The organism is Lysinibacillus sp. NPDC094403 (assembly GCF_050278745.1).
Taxonomy (GTDB): Bacteria; Bacillota; Bacilli; order Bacillales_A; family Planococcaceae; genus Lysinibacillus.
The window spans coordinates 527583-547221 of record NZ_JBNNTL010000001.1 but is presented as its reverse complement, the minus strand read 5'-3'; the positions used below and the strand labels follow the sequence as shown (position 1 = coordinate 547221).

The window sequence follows — 19639 nt, the reverse complement described above, 5'->3', positions numbered from 1 at the left end:
CAATCCTCGCTATTAATTATCGTCTAAAATAAAATTCGAAATTTCGCCAGATACTTCTACATTATCAGGTGTGCATAGGAAAATGTCTTTACCGATTCTTTGAATATCACCGCCAAGTGCATAAACTGTACCACTTAAAAAATCAATAATCCGTACACCTTGCTCTCGCTCAATACGTTGTAAATTGACGATCGCTGCACGCTTATTTTTTAAATGTTCAGCAATGTCCTGTGCTTCGGCATAAACTCTTGGTTCAACTAATACAACTTTTGAACCTTTTGAATTCATTGCTGCCTGCAAACTTACAATGTTGTTTGTAGATGTTGTACTCTGCGGAAAAATTTCCTGAACCGGTGCCTTACGTTCTTTTATAACTTTTTTAGGCTTCACAGATTGAATCTGTTGCTGTTGTTGTACGGGTTGATGTTGAATAGGAGCTTGCGTGATTTCTTCTTCTAGTTCTTCCTCAAGATAAAAGAAATTTTTAATTTTATTTTTCATGCTCATCCAATTCCCCTCTTTCATTTCCAACAAGAGCCGTTCCAACTCGAACAAATGTAGCCCCTTCTTCTACCGCAATTTCAAAGTCATTAGACATGCCCATTGATAACTCGGTACAAGGTGCATGTGCGAATCCTTGCTCGGCTATTTGCTGTTGACATTGTTTTAATTGCTTAAAAACAGAGCGAATAGTTGAATCCTCATCTGTATTTGGTGCCATTGTCATTAAACCAACAACTTGAATTTTTGTAAAACTCTTTAATGATTCAATAAAAGGCAGGACTTCTTCAATCGATACACCATGTTTTGATTCTTCACCATATACATTAACTTGTACAAAGCATTTAACAGGTTTGTCTGCTCTTTTTTCAATTTCTTGTGCTAAACTCAAACGATCTAATGAATGTAAAAAATCAATACTATTAATAACTTGTTTTACCTTACGTGTTTGTAAAGATCCGATATAATGCCAATGTACATCAGCTTGAATCGCTTCAATTTTACGATTTAAGCCTTCAGGACGGTTCTCTCCTAAATGAATAAGTCCTGCATCAATTGCTTCTTGTGTTCTTTCTACAGAAACTTCTTTTGTCACTGCAATAATTTGGACATTCTCTGCTTTATGATTTGCACGTTTTTTTGCTGCTTGTATAAAATCGTTAATTTTCTTCAAATTTGTTAAGATTTTTGTCACTGTTTTTCCCAACTTTACAACAATAGTTTCCTTTATTGTAACAAGCAATGCTTGAATTATCAATGAATAGCCTGACCTATGTGAAAGTACATTTTAAATCTTCCGGCACATAAAATTAATAATCATAAAAATTTTACTCTTTAGGATAATGCTTTTACTAAAATGACATCCTTTCCAACTACAAGTACATCTTTCATATACACTTTCCTGACAGATTCTTCTCCGCGAAAAAAGCCTAGATATTTACGAGGCTCTGCAATCATAAAAGCCGTTACATAGCCTGTTTCTTTAGATACCTCTGCATCTACCACAAACCCTAAAAAGCGTCCGTTGCCTGCTTCAATAACTTCTTTTTGCTGTAACATTGAGAAACGCATTTTACCCCTCCTATATCAATTACTCTCAACATCGTTTTATCTCAACAAACTATGTTTTCTCTTTATATTTATGTGTTTATTGTTGTTTAAATGAAAATGAAATGATTAAGGAATCTCTCTTCGGCAAAACGAAGGGATGATTTCCGTTCCAGGAAAGCGCCTAGTCGGAACGGAAATCAACCCCTCGTTTTGCTGAGGAGCCCTACTTAATTTATACCTTTGATATAAATTAAAATGCGCACCCTGAATTCGGATGCGCATGTTTTTCTACTTATAATCTTTCTGCATTGTTTCAATTGCATTTTTTTCTAGACGTGAAATTTGCGCTTGTGAAATCCCCAATTCTTTTGCAATTTCAGTTTGTGTCTCACCGTAATAAAAACGCTTTGCAACAATCATTTGTTGACGTTCATCTAGCTTTTGTAAACTTTCCTTTACCGACACATAGGCAACCCATTGATCTTCTGATACATCATCATCACGTAATTGGTCCATCATATAAACAGCGTCTCCACCGTCTGAATAAATGGGCTCTTGTAAGGAAACTGGGTCTTGAATGGCATCTAAAGCAAATAAAACATCTTCCTTTTTCATGTCAATCATTTCAGCAATTTCTTCAATCGTCGGTTCTCGTAAATTATCGGTTATCCATTGCTCTTTTGCCTGCATTGCCTTATACGCAATATCTCTTAGAGAACGAGAAACACGCAATGCATGATGATCACGCAGATGGCGACGAATTTCACCAATGATCATCGGTACAGCATAAGTTGAAAATCGTACATTATGCTTCAAATCAAAATGATCAATGGCTTTCATGAGGCCAATACAGCCTACCTGAAATAAATCATCTGCCTGTTCACCCCTGTAGGCAAATCTACCGACAATACTGAGCACTAACCTTAAATTGCACATTACAAGCTCTTCTCTAATCTCAGTTTCTCCAGCTTGTAAACGAATGAATAGTTCCTTCATTTCCTCGTGCTTTAAAATTGGCAAAGTCGATGTATCTAAGCCGCAAAGATCTACTTTTGTTCGCATATTCGATTCCTCCGGATGTTATTCTCTGACTAAACCGTGACATCAGTTTGTCCGAGAGAAACGAGAATATGCACAAAAGCTACGACCAATTTTAGGTAGGTTAAATTTCCCTCTCTAAGATATTGGCTGATTCAAATTTTCACGTAAATCTTGAATAATTTTCTTCTCTAATCGGGAAATATATGATTGCGAAATACCTAAATGATCAGCAACCTCTTTTTGAGTCATTTCAATTTTTCCATTGAGACCAAAACGACATTCCATAATATATCGTTCACGCGCACCTAGTAAATTAATGGCATGAAACATATGTTGACGCTCAATTTTTTTCTCTACATTGTCTAAAATAATATGCTCTTCAGTTCCTAAAATATCAGACAGTAACAACTCGTTTCCATCAGCATCGGAGTTTAATGGTTCATCTAATGAAACTTCCCCCTTCATGCGACTTGTTTTACGTAAATGCATCAAAATCTCATTTTCAATACAACGAGATGCGTATGTGGCAAGCTTAATATTTTTATCTGTATTGAACGTTTCAATCGCCTTTATTAAACCGATAGAGCCAATACTTATTAAATCCTCAATCGGTGTACCCGTATTATCAAAACGTCTAGCAATATAAACAACAAGACGTAAATTACGTTCAATTAGTGTATCTCTAGCTCGTAAATCACCATTCATAAAGGATGCAATGACTGTAACTTCTTCTTCTCGACTTAGTGGCACTGGCAATGAATCATTTCCCCCTATATAGTACGTTTCACGACTCCGAAACTTACTCCAAAATTTTTTCAAGCTAGCAAGTAGCCTAAGAAGCAATAGTTCTCCCCCTCTATGAGTTATTTGAAAGCGCTGAAAAATGTAAAATTGCTGCTGTGCTATGTGGAAAATTTTTAGCCTTTTTTGTTAAAACGATATATTCATTCGTTTTCACTTGTGAGTGCTCCCCCTTTATATGCCACTCATCAAAGCGAAAACCTAGTACAACCGACTGCTGTTGCACTGTATTGACATGAATAAATCGAATAAAACGCTGATAATCTTCTGAAAACATGGATACATTATACGGATCCGTTTCTTGCCATTCTAATATTGATTTGCAAAATTCTGCAGGTAAATGTGAGCGTAATGCTGCATAAGATACAAAGTGAACGGGTTTTCCTGATAGTGGCTCAATCGCTTGATTCCCCGTATCTACAAATGCAGAGAGTGGTATCTTTACATTAAAAATTTTTAACGTCGTATCAAACACAAACTGACCACTTAACCGCTCGAGCTTTACAAATCCCCATTGCTTATAAAAAGCAACAAGATTACCAACAGCTAATAGTAGGCAAATGATTATAAAATGGACAACAGAAAGATTCTTTAAATACGGTTGTAATGCTGTTAACAGTCCACCGATAATGATAGTTGCTGTTAAAACGATCGGTCCTTGCTTTTGGAAACTTCGAATCTTGAAGCGAAAAGCTATCCCAATTAGTAAGATAAAGCTCAGTACCGTTATCAACAGCATTTGACCACCTATTACAGCTACAAAACTACTACAAATAGAACTCATTAATAATCTCGTGTTCTTTACAAAAACCCTTGTTACTTTTGCCGTAAACGTGAGTATCGCTAGATTAAAAAGTGTATTAATGAGCACCAGCCATTCTCCATACATAACAGCCGCCTCCTACTTACAAAGTTAGCATGTTACACCCACAAATATTGTCAAACAATCGCATCATTTCATTAAAATGTTTTGACAAAATACATCCTTTCCTTACACATTTGAACATATTTAATTTATAAGACTCTGAAAATATCAAGGAAACTTTTATGATTGTTGTAGCTCTTTAAATGGGGATGATTTCTGTTCCAGGCTATTCGCCGCTTTTCTGAGAGTCGAACATCAAGCCGTTTCCTCTATTAGTATTATTGCTGTCGCATCGTTAAGTTTATCATCTAATCTAAAGCGACATACTTGCCATGTGAATCAGTTGATTTACGTTCCTACTAGGCAACATAATAAAGTAAAAGGATTCACACACAGTCTTGTGTATGAATCCTTTTTTGCTCTTTTGAAGATGGGTGTCGATAAAAATTAAAAGTTGGATGATAAAACGTGAAAGTTTATCGATAAAATTTAAAAGTTGGGCTATAATTCCTGAAAGTGTTTCGATAAAACTAAGAAGTTGGATGTCATTTTGTTAAAACGTATGTCATGTGAATTGGTTGAGTGGAGTGGAATACAGATGAGACCTTATGAAGTTTAGCGGCTCATCGGACGCCCCCAGGAACTCCGCGTTATTGTGATGAATTCATTTTATATGAATACTTTGAAGATTTATCGGAACAAAATCTCATTTTATCGGAACAATTTTAGTTATTATCGGAATATTTTCTCGTTTTATCGGAACAATATCAGTTTTTATCTACTACGGACGCCCCCAGGAAGGCGCTTCACCCCTCGTTTTGCAAAAAAAGCCATACATTATTTAATAGGACAACTTATCAATATAAAAAACTCGTATTTCACATAATGTAAAATACGAGTTTTTTAGAATGTTGGATGCTGATTTATCCGCGATTTTTACGGTTACGTAAAAATGCTGGTACCTCAAGCATGTCATCCTGTGCATAATTTTGTTGGTTTTGACGTGGTTGTTCTTGCTGTACATGCATATCTTGACGTTGCTCACGAATTGGAGCTTGCTGTTGCTGTACGGCTTGTCTATTTGTATTTAACGTCGGTCGTGCAGTATTACGCTGTTGCTGTAGAGCTTCCTCTGAGAAACCAGTCGCAATTACTGTAACAATAATTTCATCCTTTAGATTTTCGTTAATAACAGAACCGAAAATCATATTTACTTCTTCATCTGATGCTGAAGCTACAATATCTGCAGCCTCTTGTACTTCAAATAGGCTAAGGTTCGAGCCACCAGTAATATTCATAAGGACACCTTTAGCGCCATCAATTGATGATTCAAGTAAAGGACTTGAAATAGCTTTCTTAGCTGCTTCTGCTGCACGGTTTTCACCTGTAGCAATACCAATCCCCATTAACGCTGAACCTTTGTTAGACATAATTGTTTTTACGTCTGCAAAGTCTAAGTTAATAAGACCCGGCGTTGCAATTAAATCTGAAATACCTTGTACACCTTGTCGTAAAACATTATCTGCTTCACGGAATGCCTCTAGCATTGGCGTAGATTTATCGACAATTTGTAATAGCTTGTCGTTTGGAATAACGATTAAAGTATCTACAGATTCCTTCATGCCACCAATACCACCGATAGCTTGTGTTTGGCGTTTGCGGCCTTCAAACGTAAATGGACGCGTTACAACACCGACTGTAAGAGCTCCTAAATCGCGAGCAATTTGTGCGATTACTGGCGCGGCACCAGTACCAGTTCCTCCGCCCATTCCAGCTGTAACGAATACCATATCTGCACCACGTAGAACCTCTTCTAATTGTTCACGGCTTTCTTCTGCAGCCTTTTTCCCTACTTCCGGATTTGCACCTGCACCTAACCCACGTGTAAGTTTCGTACCAATTTGTAGCTTTATTTCTGCTTTCGATAAATTTAGTGCCTGTGCATCTGTGTTTACTGCGATAAAGTCAACACCTTGTACACCATGTTCTATCATTCGATTGACAGCGTTGTTACCGCCGCCACCAACACCAATGACTTTTATTACTGCAAGTTGATCAACACTTGTATCAAATTCTAACATTTCTTTTTCCTCCCACGGTAACTCGACTCTGTATCATTCATTACGCATTCAAGTTAATCAAAAAACTTATCAAATAATTTTTTTGCTCTTCCAATTACGCTTCCTTTTGATTCTGAAGGTGCAGCATATTCTTGCTTTTTAGGTGTGGCTGCAGGAGATCCTACAACTGCATATTCAATAGGCTGCGTATTAGCACTTTTTCCATAAAAATCATCTTCTAAATAGGCGTAACGAATAAGTCCAACTGCCGTCGTAAATGAAGGCTCTCTAACGCCAATATAGTCAGGTGTATATATTCTAACACGTGTTTGCAGAATCTGACGTGCCAATTGAGCAATACCCTCAAGCTTTGCGACGCCTCCTGTCAAAACAACACCACCTGGTAAATCTCTAACACCTAGACGTGCTAACTCGTCGATGACTAACTCAAATAATTCTTCCAAACGAGCGCCAATTATTTCTGATATAAAGCGCTGGCTGTACTGATCTGTTGAATCTGTCCCTACAACCGGTACTTCGAAGAGTTCATCATCTGATGCGTCATCATAATAGGCATGTCCAAATTGATGTTTAATTTGTTCTGCCTGTTCAGTTGGTGTTTTTAACACGATCGAAATATCTTTAGTGATATGATCTCCACCAACTGGAATGACACCCGTATGTGTTAACAGCCCCTCTTCGAATACTGTTATAGTAGTTGAACCGCCTCCTAAATCAATAAAAGCGGTACCTTGGTTTTTTTCATCCTCCGTTAATGCAAAAAAACCTGCTGCTAATGGTTGTAAATAGATTTCTCGAATACTGAGACCTGCACGTTCTACGCAACGTAAAACATTGTGTAAAAGTGTTTTGGAAGTTGTAATCATTGTGGCATCCATTTCTAAACGAATACCAATCATACCTCGCGGATCTTTAATCTCATCTAAATTGTCCACAATAAATTGTCTTGGAATAATATTTACTAATTCACGTTCAGGTGGTATTGACATGACTTGTGCAGATTCTACCACTCTATCTAAATCATCATCTGTAATTTCTCTATTTTCACTATTTACAGCGACAACACCTTTAACTAGCTGTAACATCGTCTGGTTAGCTGGAACACCTAAAACGACTTCATTAATTTGATATCCAGTCATTCTCTCGGCTTGTTCTATTGCTTTTCGAATCGATTGAACTGTTGCATCAATATCAACAATTGCACCTTTTCGAACTCCATTCGATTTTGCATTTCCGACTCCAATTACATGTAATTGACCGTCGCTCATTTCTCCTATTAATACCTTGATAGAGGATGATCCTATATCAAGTGAAATATATAAATCTTGCTGATTCAATTAGCTGCACCTCCTTGAAAAAATGCTCTTATTCTCATTCTATTGTAAATTCGGCATAATGTCTAAGCAAATCGAGTATTTTGCTGAATTTTTCTCTCATTCTATGGAATTTTTATTCCTTTTGTGACGTTTATCATCTAACCGAGTTAGTAAAATGCGCCTAATGATTGCTATATTTTGGAACAAACGTACTCCAAAAGCGAAAATAGCAGCTAAATACAAATCTATCCCTAAATACACACCTAAAAAGGCTAATCCCGCCGCCAGAATTATATTAAAAAAGAATCCTGATACAAATACTTTATCATCATATACTTGCTGTAATTGAGCGCGAATACCGCCAAATAATGTATCTAAAGCTGCTAAAACAGCTATTGACAGATAATTTTCATATATAGAGGGTATTTGTATATTTGTTAACAGGCCAAGTGCAAGTCCAAATACCAAACCTAAAAATGGTAGCCACATATATTATTCTCCTTTTTCCACCTCTGTTAAATAATCATTTGTCAATGGCTGATCAAATGCCGGGATTGTTAAATGCTCAGTTGGTTCCTTTATGATTAAATTAAAGTTATCTAAATAAAAGGAATCAATAAATGTTGAGGCTTGTAACGAATTGTACATTTTTTGAGCTTCCTTAAAAGAGCTTGTCCCAACATAAATTTCAAAGGGTGGTGAAGACAGTGGTACACTGTTCACTGTAGTCTTTCCATTTATATCTCGTATGGCTGTCGTATGGACAACGCGATTTCCATCTATCGAGACACTCGCTGCATTGTTTTTAAACAGAGCATTTAGTAATTGGGTTAGTAAATCCGGTGAAATCTCTTTGATTTTATACCCCATTTCTACTAATTCGGGCGCTGGTTCAACACGAAGTACAACTCCTGGCCCTGTGACTTCCGTTAGCCCTGCCTGTAGCTTTAAACGATTCAGCGTTTCATCTAAAGCTGACTGTAAATTTGCTTTCTCAGATTGCTCATAGCGACCCACTACTTCATTTAGTGAGCGAATTTCTGCTAATAATGTGGAATGCCTTTGCTTTTCTTCTGCTAATTCCTCTCTTATGGCCCAAATATCTCGTGTATCTCGCTCAGCTGGTTGCTTTATGGTATTGTATTGTACCGCTATCATCAAACCGATAATAAATAGCACGATCGTTATTCGGGTGTACATATTTTTTTTCAAAATAGCCCCTCCTAGACGTATCGTAACCCCTCACAGATTTACGGTTTAGATCTTGAATCATGCAAAATCGATAACCTACCTGGAGGCTATAACTAAATTTAATCTGTAAATATTGATTAGAAAATGTTTAACTTTCCACTTTCGCTTTTGGCATTGTTAGCTTTTGATCTTCTTCTAATGATACAACTATATTGTCATTTAATAATTGATCCACAATACCACCATTTAAGTTTAAGGAAGCTATTAATGTTGCTGAATCTCCTACAGCCTCGATGACGAATGGAGCTGGATGCTGCCTGCCATCAATAGTAATGACTGGTCCATTACAGCGTATATAAGAATTAGCCAGAACACGTTGCCCATTAATAGCAATTGCCTGAGCACCAGAAATTTTAAGCTCATTGAGCAATTTAAAAATATGGCTTTCATGCACGATATAATCATTAGGATTAGCAGATTTCGGATCGTAATCACCATCTTGAAGCGTTATACGTATGCCTTTTCCTTCTGCATTTAAATCGCCTAACAACAAGCGTAAATCCTCTGCTTCATCTACAAGCTTTGTATAATCCTTTTTGCTAGCGACAAATGACTTTTCATACTTGCGAATTTTTTCTTGTAAAACATTCGCCTCTTCTGACAATTCTTTATTGCGCTCTTGCTGTGCAATTAACTCCTCACGGTATGAATCCTCTTGCTCAAAAAGCTTTGTATTAGTCGAACCTGCATCTCGATTATCTTTTGCCTGGTTATATGAATAGCCAATGATAAACCCCATAGTTATACAAACAATAAGCAACTGAAATTGTTTTCTTGAAAAGAAATTTTCTTTGCTACTCTTTTTCTTGTTGTTCATCTTTTTTCACTTCCTGGTTGGCCACACCTTTTTCGATGTCAATGTTCGTATGGTTGTACTCATTATTGAAAGGACGATAATACGAGCCGACCTCTAAATCGATAACCCCCTTTTCCAAATTTGGAATTTGTGCCACAAGTGAGGGGTAATGATTTAGCTTTTCTGCTAAAGTTTGAATAACAGCACGAACTTCGTAGCCATCGTTCATATAGAGCTTGATTGCATTAGGATTTGTATCATTACTGTTAGTATTGACTTGAGAAATTAATGCTAATACTTCAGGATTTAATTTTGCTAATTGCTTCACAAGTTTCTTAATTGTCTTTTCGCCAGTTATGCCGATAAATACAGGTGCATCAATCGGGATGTCATCCCCAGCTTGTTCAAAACGCTTGCCATTTTCAAGTAATGGATAATAAGTACCGTCACCAGCTAAGTACGCAACTTTTTTCCATTCTTTAATTTCTATTGTCACGCCTTGAAGCCAATTACGTTTAACATGTGCTTCTTTCACCCATTTATCCTTTAGTAATATTTTCTCTACGTCTTCTACTTTAAATCCCCACATCGACTTTCCAGTTGCAAGAGTGCTTGCCTTCAAATAATATTGTTCTTCTACTAATCGAGCGCCGCTGACTGTTATTTTGTTGATTTTACTGTAAGGAGATTGAAAATAAAGGAGTACTGCTAACACGATAAAGAAAAGTAATATTAGCACTATAAATTTCCGATTTGTACGCTTTTTTCGTCGCTTTTTTAGCGTAGGTATGCGATCTTCTATATCAATTACTTTCTCCAAAAAGTACTCCTCCTTTATATTTATTTCGCTAATTGATAAATAATACCTATTATTAGCCACATTGTTACTAAAGATGTTCCTCCATAGCTGATAAAAGGTAATGTGACACCTGTTACAGGGACTAAGCCAATCACTACTGCTATATTTAGAAATGCTTGTACGGCCAGCATTGTGACAAGTCCAATGATCGCGTAATAAGATGTTCTTGTTTTAGCTCGCACTGCAAACTTATAGCCTGCATAAATCGCCAGTATGAAAAGTGCTAAAATAACAAGTCCACCAAGCAATCCAACCTCTTCAAGAATTATTGCGTAAATAAAGTCATTTTGTGGTTCAGGTAAATATAAAAACTTTTGCCTACTTTGTCCAAAACCATGCCCAAAAATCCCAGCAGGACCTATAGCCATTAACGATTGTACAGCCTGAAACCCACTTCCTAAAGGATCGACCCACGGATCTATAAATGCCTGAATCCGCTTTAGTCGGTATGGCGCTGTGACAATCAAGCCTACTAACCCAGCAATCCCAGCAATCAAAAACATCGCATAAAGCTTTAAAGGATACCCTGCCACAAAAAACAATAAAAACACAGAAACAACAAGAATAAAAACTGAACCAAAATCAGGCTGTAGCATAATAAGTACAACGGGCAATAATAAGATTAATCCATGCCGCCAATTAATAATCGACGTACCTGTTTTATGCTGCGCTAAAATATGGCTCATGTATACAATGACTGTAATTTTCGTTAGTTCTGCTGGCTGAATCGTTAAAGGACCTACGCCAATCCAGCTTTGAGAACCATTTCGTACAAGTCCAATTCCTGGTATAAGTACAAGGACTAGTAAAATTAACGAAAATATATAGGCCATTTTCCAAAAGGACTGCTCTTTCAAAATATTTAATCGAATAGTGATTAAAAACACTACAATGGCTACGGCAAAGTATAGACTTTGCTTCATATAAAACGGCATTTTTCCACTATAATGAACGGCACTCCAATAGGTACCTGCAGAATAGACGAAAATAATGCCGATTATAGAAAGCATCAATGTTGTGACGAGCAATAAATAGCTTTCTTTCCCTCTCAGTAATGCCATCCTTCCAAGTCAAGTATATTCTAAAAAAGTTACAGGCTCATTACAGCTTCATTACAGCATCAATAAAAACATCGCCTCGTATTTCAAAGCTGTCATATTGATCCCAGCTTGCACATGCTGGGGATAATAAAATTACATCGCCTTCTGCCGACATCGGCGCCGCATAATGTACGGCATCTTCAACATTTTGGGCAATGACAGTTTGTTGTACACCACACGACTTCGCAAATTCTACAAAGCGTAGCCCTGTTTCTCCGAATGCAACAACACCTTTTACATGGCTCATGCATGGACGTAATTCTTCAAACGAATGTCCTCGATCTAAGCCACCTGCAAGTAAAATAACAGGTGCTTGGAATGCATCTAAAGCACTTTTTGTAGCTAAGCAGTTTGTAGCTTTGGAGTCATTGTAAATTTTGCGTCCGTTCCATTCACGCACGAACTGAGTACGGTGACGAACTCCTTCAAACTTTGCTAAAACTTCTTCCATTTTAGCTTTGTCACAGCCGACTAAAATACAAGCTGCGACAGCTGCTAAAATATTTTCTAAATTATGCTTACCAGGTAAAGCGATTTTTGCTCGTTCTAGATACGGTTCACCTTGCCAGTAAATTGTTGTGTCATCCGCACTAATACCTTCATCCATACGTCCCTTAGAACTAAATGGTATCTTATTAGCATTAGATTTTGTTGCATAGCCAACAACAATCGGCTGGTCAGCATTATAGATAAAATAATCGCTTTCATCTTGATTACGTGTAACACCAAATTTTGCCTCTGCATAGTTGTCAAATGTTCCATGATAATCAAGATGCGCATCATAAAGATTTGTTAAAATAGCGATTTTCGGCTTATATGTTTTCGTCCCCATTAATTGGAAAGACGATAACTCTGTAACAATTACATTATCCTTTTGTGCCTCTCTTGCAACACCACACGCAACTGTTCCTATATTCCCTGCAATTAAAGGTTTTAAACTACCGTTATTCAGTATGTCAAAAATTAATGTTGTCGTAGTTGTTTTACCGTTTGATCCTGTAATACCAATAAACGGCGCTTCACTAATTAAATAGGCAAGCTCAATTTCTGTCCATACGGGGATTTCACGGCTTATTGCATCTGCTACGATTTTATTGCTATATGGAATCCCTGGATTTTTCACAACTAATTCAAAGCCTTCATCTAGTAAATCCTCTGGGTGACGCCCACAAATAACCGTAATACCCTTTTGCAATAGGCCTTGTGCATCTGGACTTTCATCAAATGGTTTTGAATCATTGACCGTCACAAAGGCACCAAGCTCGTGTAAAATCTCAGCTGCAGCCACACCACTTTTAGCTAGACCTAAAACAAGGACTTTTTTATGTTGTAAATCTGTAAAGTTTCTCATAAGAACGCCTCCGATAAAACTGCAATCAATGCTACTGCTAAAGCAGTTGACCAAAAGACAAGTACTACCTTCCATTCTGACCAACCTGATAATTCAAAATGATGATGAATAGGACTCATTTTAAAAATTCGTTTTTTACGAAGTTTGAAGCTACCTACCTGTAAAATAACGGATAATGTTTCAATAACAAACACCAATCCAATTAATAATAGTAAGAATTCTGTTTTTACTAATACAGATACCATGGCTAAAGCTCCACCTAATGCTAACGAACCCGTATCTCCCATAAATACCTTTGCTGGATTCGCATTAAAAAGTAAAAATCCTAATAATGCACCTGTCACCGCAAATGCAAATAAGGCGATATCAGCCTGATCTTGGAATAGAGCAATAACACCAAATGCTGCAAAGGCAATGGATGCAGTACCTGCCACTAGCCCATCTAATCCGTCTGTTAAATTCACTGCATTTGAGAAGCCCACTAACCAGAAAATTAAAAAGGCTACATAGAAATTACCAAGATCGATAGTCCAATCTGTAAATGGTATAGCAAGTGTTGTATCAAACGATCCTACATGTAGTAAGAAATAGGCCACGATCGCAATGACAATTTGACCAATAAGCTTTTGAAGTGATGTAAGTCCTAAATTACGTTTAAAAACAACCTTTAAGCTATCATCTAACAAGCCGATTAACCCAAACCCTACTAATACTAATAACAGTACAACGGTTTGTGTTGTAAATAAATCTAAAAAGCTACCTACTCCAACAGTAGTAAGGATAATGGCAAGTAAGAAAATAATGCCTCCCATTGTTGGTGTACCAGCTTTTTTCATATGGGATTTTGGTCCCTCTTCACGAATACTTTGACCGAACTTTAATCGACGAAGAAGTGGAATACTAATTGGTGCCAGGATAACTGTTACTATAAAAGCAAGAGCTAAAATGGTAAGCGTTGTTGCGAGTTTCATTGAAAAATCTCCTTTAAATCTTGTTTCACTTTCTTCTTGAAGAAAAAAGCACAAACTTTCATGTATTTATTACTACCCTTCATAATAATAGTGGTTCTTTCCCATTTTTTAAAGGTAAAGTTATATTAGTTTTCTAAATAAAGATGAATGGTGCCATCTTGTTTGATAACACTATCCACTTCAGGAAGTTGATTGCCAATTTTAGTTCCTTCTCCATGCCATACAATACGGAATGGATATTGTTGCTTGGCAATATCATCCTTCGTTTGACCAATAAAACTTGGTACCTTCACAGTGATTGGGTCACCCCAACGATAATCCTTTTCAAGCTGTTCCTTTGATTTTTCAATGCCAACAAAAGGTGCAACATCTTCAATAATTTGACCAACGATTGGAGCCGCTATCACACCGCCAAACTGTGTTCCCTTTTTCGGGTTATCTACTGCTACATAAACGACAATTTGCGGATTATCCGCAGGTGCGAAACCAATAAACGATACGATATATTCGCCGTCTTTATAACGGCCATTCTCTACCTTTTGTGCTGTACCTGTTTTGCCGCCGATCCGTAATCCATCACGGTAAGCTTGACGTCCTGAGCCCTTCGCTACAACAGATTCTAATGCACCTCGAACCTTTGCTGACGTCTCCTCACGAATAACCTGTTTTTTAACTTCTGGTTTAGTCTCTTCTATAACTTCTCCGGTATTAGGATTAAGAATTTTCTTCACAACATATGGCGTATAAAGCTTGCCCCCATTTACAGCTGCGGCTACTGCTTGCACTTGCTGAATTGGTGTAACGGCAACACCTTGGCCAAATGAAGTTGTGGCCTGCTCAACAGGTCCAAAAGAATCCTTGGAAAATAAAATCCCTGAAGCCTCACCAGCGATGTTAGAACCTGTTTTTTTACCAAAACCAAAATCTTTAATATACTGTAGTAGTTTTTCATTACCTATTCGCTGACCTAATTCAATAAAGCCTGGGTTACAAGAATTTTCTACAACTTCAAGGAAGGTTTCAGAGCCATGACCCTCTCGCTTCCAACAACGCAATCTTGCTCCAGCAACCATTGAATAGCCTGGATCATAAAAAGTATCCTTCTCTAAATCCACTACATTTTCTTCTAAAGCAGCACTAAGAGTTATAATTTTGAACGTTGACCCGGGCTCATATGTCATCCAAACTGGTAAATTCCGATTGTAGATAGCAGGTTCTACCGTTTGATATTCTGCTGGATTGAAGGTAGGATATGAGGCTAACGCTAAGATCTCGCCATTGTTTGGATTCATAGCAATCGCCATTGCTTGGTCAGCTTCATAACGCTCCATTGCCTGTGACAACTCACGCTCTACGACCTGTTGTGCATCTACATCTATCGTTAGCTCGATCGTTGCACCATCTTCACCAGCCTTCCAGGCACTCTTTACGTTCGGTAAATTATTCCCTTTCGCATCTGTAAAGATCCGTATTGCCGAAGAATTAGCCTTTAACAGCTTATTGTATTCATATTCAATCCCCGCTAAACCTTGAGCATCATAGCCTGTGAAACCTAAAAAACGAGATAGTAGGGTACCATATGGGTAATCCCTTGAATAATCGACACCACTATATAATCCCTCAATCTGCATACCTTGTAACTCTACTGCTTTTTCATAGGGAATATTTTTCCCTTCAGGTGCCAGCTTTACTAAGTATTCTTTTTTCTTCATTTTCCCCAAAAGCTTTTGTTCATCTACTCCCAAAACCTGTGCAATTTTTGCCGCTGCCCCTTCAATATCCTTACTTTGAGAAGGCATGAAATATAAAGTTGGCGCAAGCTTATTAGTGACAATATTTTTCCCCTTACGATCAGTAATATGCCCCCGCTCATTGGCAAACGGAATTTCTCGGTCCCAATTCTCTTCAGCTTTCTTTGTTAGTTCTTTTTGATCTAATACTTGCAAGAAGATAAGCCTAATAACAATCGCAGCGGCTACAAACATAAACAATACGTATAAAATACGCAATCGCTTTTTAGAATGGATAGAAATCCACTTCATTCGACATCACACCTTGTTTTTTACAACGTATGAAATAAAGTGGGCTTCTATTCAGGTTTATTCAGTTGTTTCACCCTCGGGTGGGGTCTCTACATCTTGCTTAAAGCTTTCAGCTGGCGTTTTCAGTTTCACGACAATCGGTGAACGATCTGATATTACGGTACCTGCCGATACGCTCTGACTAGCTACAAAGCCCTCTCCAACAACTTCAATTTCTAAATTTGCCATTGTCTTAAAAGCAAGTACATTACGTAATGACCAATTGGTGAAGTCTGGCAGTGTTACATCACCCGCTGTCTTTAAAAACACAAAGTTACCTTTAACGAGTTTTTGAGGACCTTTTGGATACTGGTCAATAATTTTACCGCCACCACCAACAATAACTGGCTGTAGACCATCGTTCGCAAGCTCTACTTGTATAGCCTCAGCACTTTGACCTGTGTAATCCTTTATTGTTGAATTGTCAACATGTTTCACATCTTCAGGATTAACATTCAAATACTTTAAACTATTTAACATAACTGGTTTAAATATTTTTGAAACTGGTACAGAACCGAGTTCACCTGACTTTAACTTTGGTCTTTTTACCGAGACATACATAATGAGCTGAGGGTTATCTACGGGAGCCATCCCTAGGAATGAATACAGGAATTCATTTGAGCCCCACGAATATCTACCATTTCCTAGTGGAATTTGGGCAGTACCTGTTTTCCCCGCAACTTCATATTCATCAAGAACAAAGTCCTTCGCCGTACCATTTTTAGCCGTTAACGTAGATGCAAGGATTTCTCTTACTTGCTTCGCTGTGTCAGCTGAAACTGGTTGTCCCTTTTCAATCGGCTTATGTTTTTGAATAATTTTTCCTGTCGAAGGATCAACGATACGATCTATCACATACGGTTGCATCATTTTCCCATCATTCGCAATCGCTGTCATTGCTTGAATTAACTGAATTGGCGTTACCGTAGAACCTTGACCAAACGTTGTTGTCACTCGTTCTACTGGATAATTCGATAAAAGTGTACCTGATGCTTCATTTGGTAAATCAATGCCTGTTTTCTTGCCAAACCCAAATCGATCTAAATAGTCAAAAAAGACATCCTCACCAATAAGCTTTAATAAATTGGCCATCGCTGTATTCGATGAACGCTGGAAACCATCTAGATAAGTAATTGGCCCCCAGCCAACTCCGTTATGATCTCGAATTGTACGATCTAGCACTTTGTAACTACCTGACATATATCTTGCATTTGGTTGCCAAACCCCAGTATCAATAGCAGAAGCGAGCGTGAACGTTTTCATCGTCGAACCTGGTTCAATGGTCTCTTCAATAGCCTCATTCAGCCACTTCATATTATTGCCTTCACGTGTATCAGGATTAAACGTAGGTCGCTGAGACATCGCTAGGATTTTACCGGTTTTCGGATCTGCTACAATAGCTGTCATCGCTTCAGGGTTATATTCCTTTTCAACCGATGTCATCGCTTCCTCTAAAAAGCTTTGAATTGTTTTATCAATTGTTAAATGAATGTCATCACCATTTTTTGCAGGTGTCACCATTTTTTCACTATTAGGCAATAAATAATGGAAAGCATCTGTCTCGTATTCAACCTTACCGTCTTTTCCGGTTAGTTCTTTGTTATAGGTAAGCTCAAGACCCATTTTCCCTTTTGTCGTGAACGTACCATCCTTATTTTCCTCTTTTTGTGCGAAACCAATTAAGTGCGAGGCGAATATACCATTTGGATAATAACGTTTTAAATCGTTGATAAATAGAATCCCCGGTAATTTCTCCGCTTTGATTTTACTCATAGTCTCATGACTTATTCCACGGCCCGCACTTCCAAATTCAACTTGATAAGGCTTTTCGCCCTTATCATTTACCCTAGTAAGCTGTTTATAGATTTTTTCTTCGTCCATAGCAGGAATATATTCATGTAATATTTTTGCAGTTTTTTCAGCATCTACTACGTGTCGAGGGTTTTTTGCATCCGTCGTGGCCTTTTCATTGACGATTGCGATTAGTCGATAACTAAGTGTATCCTCAGCGATGACTTGACCATTTGCATCATAAATTTTTCCACGGCTTGCTGTTATTGCACTTTCTTTGCTATATTTCGCAGCTGCCCTTGCCGCAAGCTCTTGTCCTTCCACTTCACCTGTCGCCTGTATCGTAACCATTCTTGTGAACAATAGAAAAAAGAGCCCTCCATAAAAAATTAATAATAGAAAGGCTCCCCATTGGAATCGAAATCTCTTTTTTTTCATTCTCCCGGCACTACCTTTACATTTTTCTCATTTTGAGTTAAACCGAGTTCTTTAGCTTTTTTCCATATGTTATCGTATGTAGAAAGTTCACTTACACGAACTGTCAAGTCAACATTCTTTTTAGCAATCTCTTCTGCTTTAGTTTCGATTTTTTGAATGTCCATGCTTGTAGTTTGAATTGCTGCTTGCTTATTTAAAACTAGTACTGACAATACAGCAATAATGCCAACAAAAACTATTAGCATTGTCTTTTCAAACTTCTGGTTCGTTTTTTTACGACGTATGATAGTGGGTTGTGGACTAGGGGGTGTTATCGGTTGTTGCACTTGTTGTTGCTGGTGCTGCCTTACACGAACTGCTGCCATTTACTCACGCCCTTTGTCGTTAATTTTCTCTACCACTCTAAGCTTCGCTGAACGAGCGCGATTATTTACTGCCAATTCTTCATCAGAAGGAACAATCGGCTTTCTCGTGACAAGCTTTAAAGTTGGCTTCATGTCATCAGGAATTACTGGTAAATTTGGTGGTAATTCCGGTAATGATGACGCTTCCTTAAAGATAGTCTTACATAGGCGGTCCTCCAATGAATGGAACGTAATGACACTTATGCGTCCACCTACGTTTATCATATCAATCGCATCGACTAATGAATCCTCTGCCGCGCCTAGCTCATCGTTAACAGCAATTCGTATTGCTTGGAATATGCGCTTCGCTGGATGTCCACCTTTACGGCGAGCCGCTGCTGGAATACCCTCTTTAATAAGTTCTACAAGTTGGCCGGTTGTTTCGATCGGTGCTACCTTACGTGCTTCTTCGATTTTACGAGCAACTTGCTTGGAGAATTTTTCTTCTCCATAACGGAAAAATATACGTACTAAATCTTCATATGCCCATTCATTCACGACATGAAATGCTGTCAGTGATGCCGTTTGATCCATGCGCATATCTAGAGGTGCATCATGGTGATAACTAAAGCCACGTTCTGGTGTATCTAGCTGTGGTGAAGATACGCCTAAATCATATAAAATGCCATCAACTTGCTCAATTCCAAGCGCTAATAGCTCTTCTTTTAAATAGCGGAAATTCGAATGGACAAATGTCACACGCTCAATATATGGCGCCAATCGAATTTTTGCATTGTTAATAGCTATCGTATCTTGATCGAAGCAAATTAAACGCCCTTTTTCAGATAATTGTTGTACTAAATATTCACTGTGTCCTGCCCCACCTAGAGTACAGTCCACATACACACCATCAGGATCGATGTTCAACCCATCAACGGTTTCTTTTAATAACACGGTTGTATGATCGAACATACCACTCGCTCCCCTCTGGCCTTAACTAAA

General features: G+C 37.9%; 19 protein-coding genes. All 19 read right to left on the bottom strand.

What is annotated here, in order from left to right; translation table 11 throughout:
* Positions 1–12: 12 nt before the first annotated feature.
* The gene (locus ACQKMV_RS02440) at positions 13–507 is read right to left on the bottom strand and encodes a cell division protein SepF (RefSeq protein ID WP_427502220.1); all 495 of its coding nucleotides are present in this window, start codon (positions 505–507) and stop codon (positions 13–15) included.
* Positions 491–1195, bottom strand: a complete 705-nt coding sequence (locus tag ACQKMV_RS02435) for a YggS family pyridoxal phosphate-dependent enzyme (protein WP_427502219.1) — start codon at positions 1193–1195, stop codon at positions 491–493. Before ACQKMV_RS02435 ends, ACQKMV_RS02440 begins: the two co-directional genes overlap by 17 nt.
* A 140-nt stretch (positions 1196–1335) precedes the next feature.
* The gene (locus ACQKMV_RS02430) at positions 1336–1572 is read right to left on the bottom strand and encodes a PRC-barrel domain-containing protein (protein ID WP_049668351.1); all 237 of its coding nucleotides are present in this window, start codon (positions 1570–1572) and stop codon (positions 1336–1338) included.
* A 267-nt stretch (positions 1573–1839) separates the two neighbouring features.
* Complete coding sequence (gene sigG / locus ACQKMV_RS02425) at positions 1840–2613, bottom strand: RNA polymerase sporulation sigma factor SigG (RefSeq protein WP_004227313.1); 774 nt, start codon at positions 2611–2613, stop codon at positions 1840–1842.
* 114 nt (positions 2614–2727) lie between these two features.
* Positions 2728–3435, bottom strand: a complete 708-nt coding sequence (sigE, locus tag ACQKMV_RS02420; RefSeq protein ID WP_049668349.1) for an RNA polymerase sporulation sigma factor SigE — start codon at positions 3433–3435, stop codon at positions 2728–2730.
* 13 nt (positions 3436–3448) lie between these two features.
* Entirely contained in the window at positions 3449–4282 is an 834-nt protein-coding gene (locus ACQKMV_RS02415; protein ID WP_427502218.1) for a sigma-E processing peptidase SpoIIGA, read from the bottom strand.
* An 899-nt stretch (positions 4283–5181) separates the two neighbouring features.
* Entirely contained in the window at positions 5182–6339 is a 1158-nt protein-coding gene (gene ftsZ / locus ACQKMV_RS02410; RefSeq protein WP_427423704.1) for a cell division protein FtsZ, read from the bottom strand.
* Between the two features lie 53 nt (positions 6340–6392).
* On the bottom strand, positions 6393–7676 hold the full coding sequence (gene ftsA, locus ACQKMV_RS02405; RefSeq protein WP_427423703.1) for a cell division protein FtsA: 1284 nt from the start codon (positions 7674–7676) through the stop codon (positions 6393–6395).
* Positions 7677–7772: 96 nt separating this feature from the next.
* Positions 7773–8144 carry a small basic family protein gene (locus ACQKMV_RS02400; RefSeq protein WP_427502217.1) on the bottom strand — a complete coding sequence of 124 codons (372 nt, stop codon included), beginning with the start codon at positions 8142–8144 and terminating at the stop codon, positions 7773–7775.
* A gap of 3 nt (positions 8145–8147) precedes the next feature.
* Positions 8148–8867 (bottom strand): DUF881 domain-containing protein, encoded by a 720-nt coding sequence (locus ACQKMV_RS02395; protein ID WP_427502216.1) that lies wholly within the window; start codon positions 8865–8867, stop codon positions 8148–8150.
* 127 nt (positions 8868–8994) lie between these two features.
* Complete coding sequence (locus ACQKMV_RS02390; protein ID WP_427502215.1) at positions 8995–9723, bottom strand: DUF881 domain-containing protein; 729 nt, start codon at positions 9721–9723, stop codon at positions 8995–8997.
* Positions 9701–10522, bottom strand: coding sequence for a cell division protein FtsQ/DivIB (locus ACQKMV_RS02385; RefSeq protein WP_427502214.1), 822 nt, complete (start codon positions 10520–10522; stop codon positions 9701–9703). The genes ACQKMV_RS02390 and ACQKMV_RS02385 overlap by 23 nt, the downstream gene beginning before the upstream one ends.
* Before the next feature lie 20 nt (positions 10523–10542).
* Complete coding sequence (gene ftsW, locus ACQKMV_RS02380; RefSeq protein WP_427502213.1) at positions 10543–11622, bottom strand: putative lipid II flippase FtsW; 1080 nt, start codon at positions 11620–11622, stop codon at positions 10543–10545.
* A 40-nt stretch (positions 11623–11662) separates the two neighbouring features.
* Entirely contained in the window at positions 11663–13012 is a 1350-nt protein-coding gene (gene murD, locus ACQKMV_RS02375; protein ID WP_427502212.1) for a UDP-N-acetylmuramoyl-L-alanine--D-glutamate ligase, read from the bottom strand.
* The gene (gene mraY / locus ACQKMV_RS02370; protein WP_427423696.1) at positions 13009–13983 is read right to left on the bottom strand and encodes a phospho-N-acetylmuramoyl-pentapeptide-transferase; all 975 of its coding nucleotides are present in this window, start codon (positions 13981–13983) and stop codon (positions 13009–13011) included. The genes murD and mraY overlap by 4 nt, the downstream gene beginning before the upstream one ends.
* 125 nt (positions 13984–14108) lie before the next feature.
* Positions 14109–16025, bottom strand: coding sequence for a stage V sporulation protein D (locus ACQKMV_RS02365; RefSeq protein WP_427502211.1), 1917 nt, complete (start codon positions 16023–16025; stop codon positions 14109–14111).
* A gap of 57 nt (positions 16026–16082) precedes the next feature.
* A complete protein-coding gene (locus tag ACQKMV_RS02360; RefSeq protein ID WP_427502210.1) occupies positions 16083–18293 on the bottom strand; it encodes a penicillin-binding protein in 2211 nt (736 codons plus the stop codon).
* Positions 18290–18658 (bottom strand): cell division protein FtsL, encoded by a 369-nt coding sequence (gene ftsL2, locus ACQKMV_RS02355; RefSeq protein WP_427502209.1) that lies wholly within the window; start codon positions 18656–18658, stop codon positions 18290–18292. The genes ACQKMV_RS02360 and ftsL2 overlap by 4 nt, the downstream gene beginning before the upstream one ends.
* A complete protein-coding gene (rsmH, locus tag ACQKMV_RS02350) occupies positions 18659–19609 on the bottom strand; it encodes a 16S rRNA (cytosine(1402)-N(4))-methyltransferase RsmH (protein ID WP_427502208.1) in 951 nt (316 codons plus the stop codon). It lies immediately after the preceding gene.
* Positions 19610–19639 lie beyond the last annotated feature (30 nt).

Excerpts from the sequence above, each read along its gene's own strand:
- ACQKMV_RS02440 (WP_427502220.1), bottom strand. The coding sequence starts at position 507 with ATGAGCATGAAAAATAAAATTAAAAATTTCTTTTATCTTGAGGAAGAA.
- ACQKMV_RS02430 (WP_049668351.1), bottom strand. The coding sequence starts at position 1,572 with ATGCGTTTCTCAATGTTACAGCAAAAAGAAGTTATTGAAGCAGGCAAC.
- sigG (WP_004227313.1), bottom strand. The coding sequence starts at position 2,613 with ATGCGAACAAAAGTAGATCTTTGCGGCTTAGATACATCGACTTTGCCA.
- ACQKMV_RS02415 (WP_427502218.1), bottom strand. The coding sequence starts at position 4,282 with ATGTATGGAGAATGGCTGGTGCTCATTAATACACTTTTTAATCTAGCG.
- ftsZ (WP_427423704.1), bottom strand. The coding sequence starts at position 6,339 with ATGTTAGAATTTGATACAAGTGTTGATCAACTTGCAGTAATAAAAGTC.
- ACQKMV_RS02400 (WP_427502217.1), bottom strand. The coding sequence starts at position 8,144 with ATGTGGCTACCATTTTTAGGTTTGGTATTTGGACTTGCACTTGGCCTG.
- ACQKMV_RS02390 (WP_427502215.1), bottom strand. The coding sequence starts at position 9,723 with ATGAACAACAAGAAAAAGAGTAGCAAAGAAAATTTCTTTTCAAGAAAA.
- ftsW (WP_427502213.1), bottom strand. The coding sequence starts at position 11,622 with ATGGCATTACTGAGAGGGAAAGAAAGCTATTTATTGCTCGTCACAACA.
- murD (WP_427502212.1), bottom strand. The coding sequence starts at position 13,012 with ATGAGAAACTTTACAGATTTACAACATAAAAAAGTCCTTGTTTTAGGT.
- mraY (WP_427423696.1), bottom strand. The coding sequence starts at position 13,983 with ATGAAACTCGCAACAACGCTTACCATTTTAGCTCTTGCTTTTATAGTA.
- ACQKMV_RS02365 (WP_427502211.1), bottom strand. The coding sequence starts at position 16,025 with ATGAAGTGGATTTCTATCCATTCTAAAAAGCGATTGCGTATTTTATAC.
- ACQKMV_RS02360 (WP_427502210.1), bottom strand. The coding sequence starts at position 18,293 with ATGAAAAAAAAGAGATTTCGATTCCAATGGGGAGCCTTTCTATTATTA.
- ftsL2 (WP_427502209.1), bottom strand. The coding sequence starts at position 18,658 with ATGGCAGCAGTTCGTGTAAGGCAGCACCAGCAACAACAAGTGCAACAA.
- rsmH (WP_427502208.1), bottom strand. The coding sequence starts at position 19,609 with ATGTTCGATCATACAACCGTGTTATTAAAAGAAACCGTTGATGGGTTG.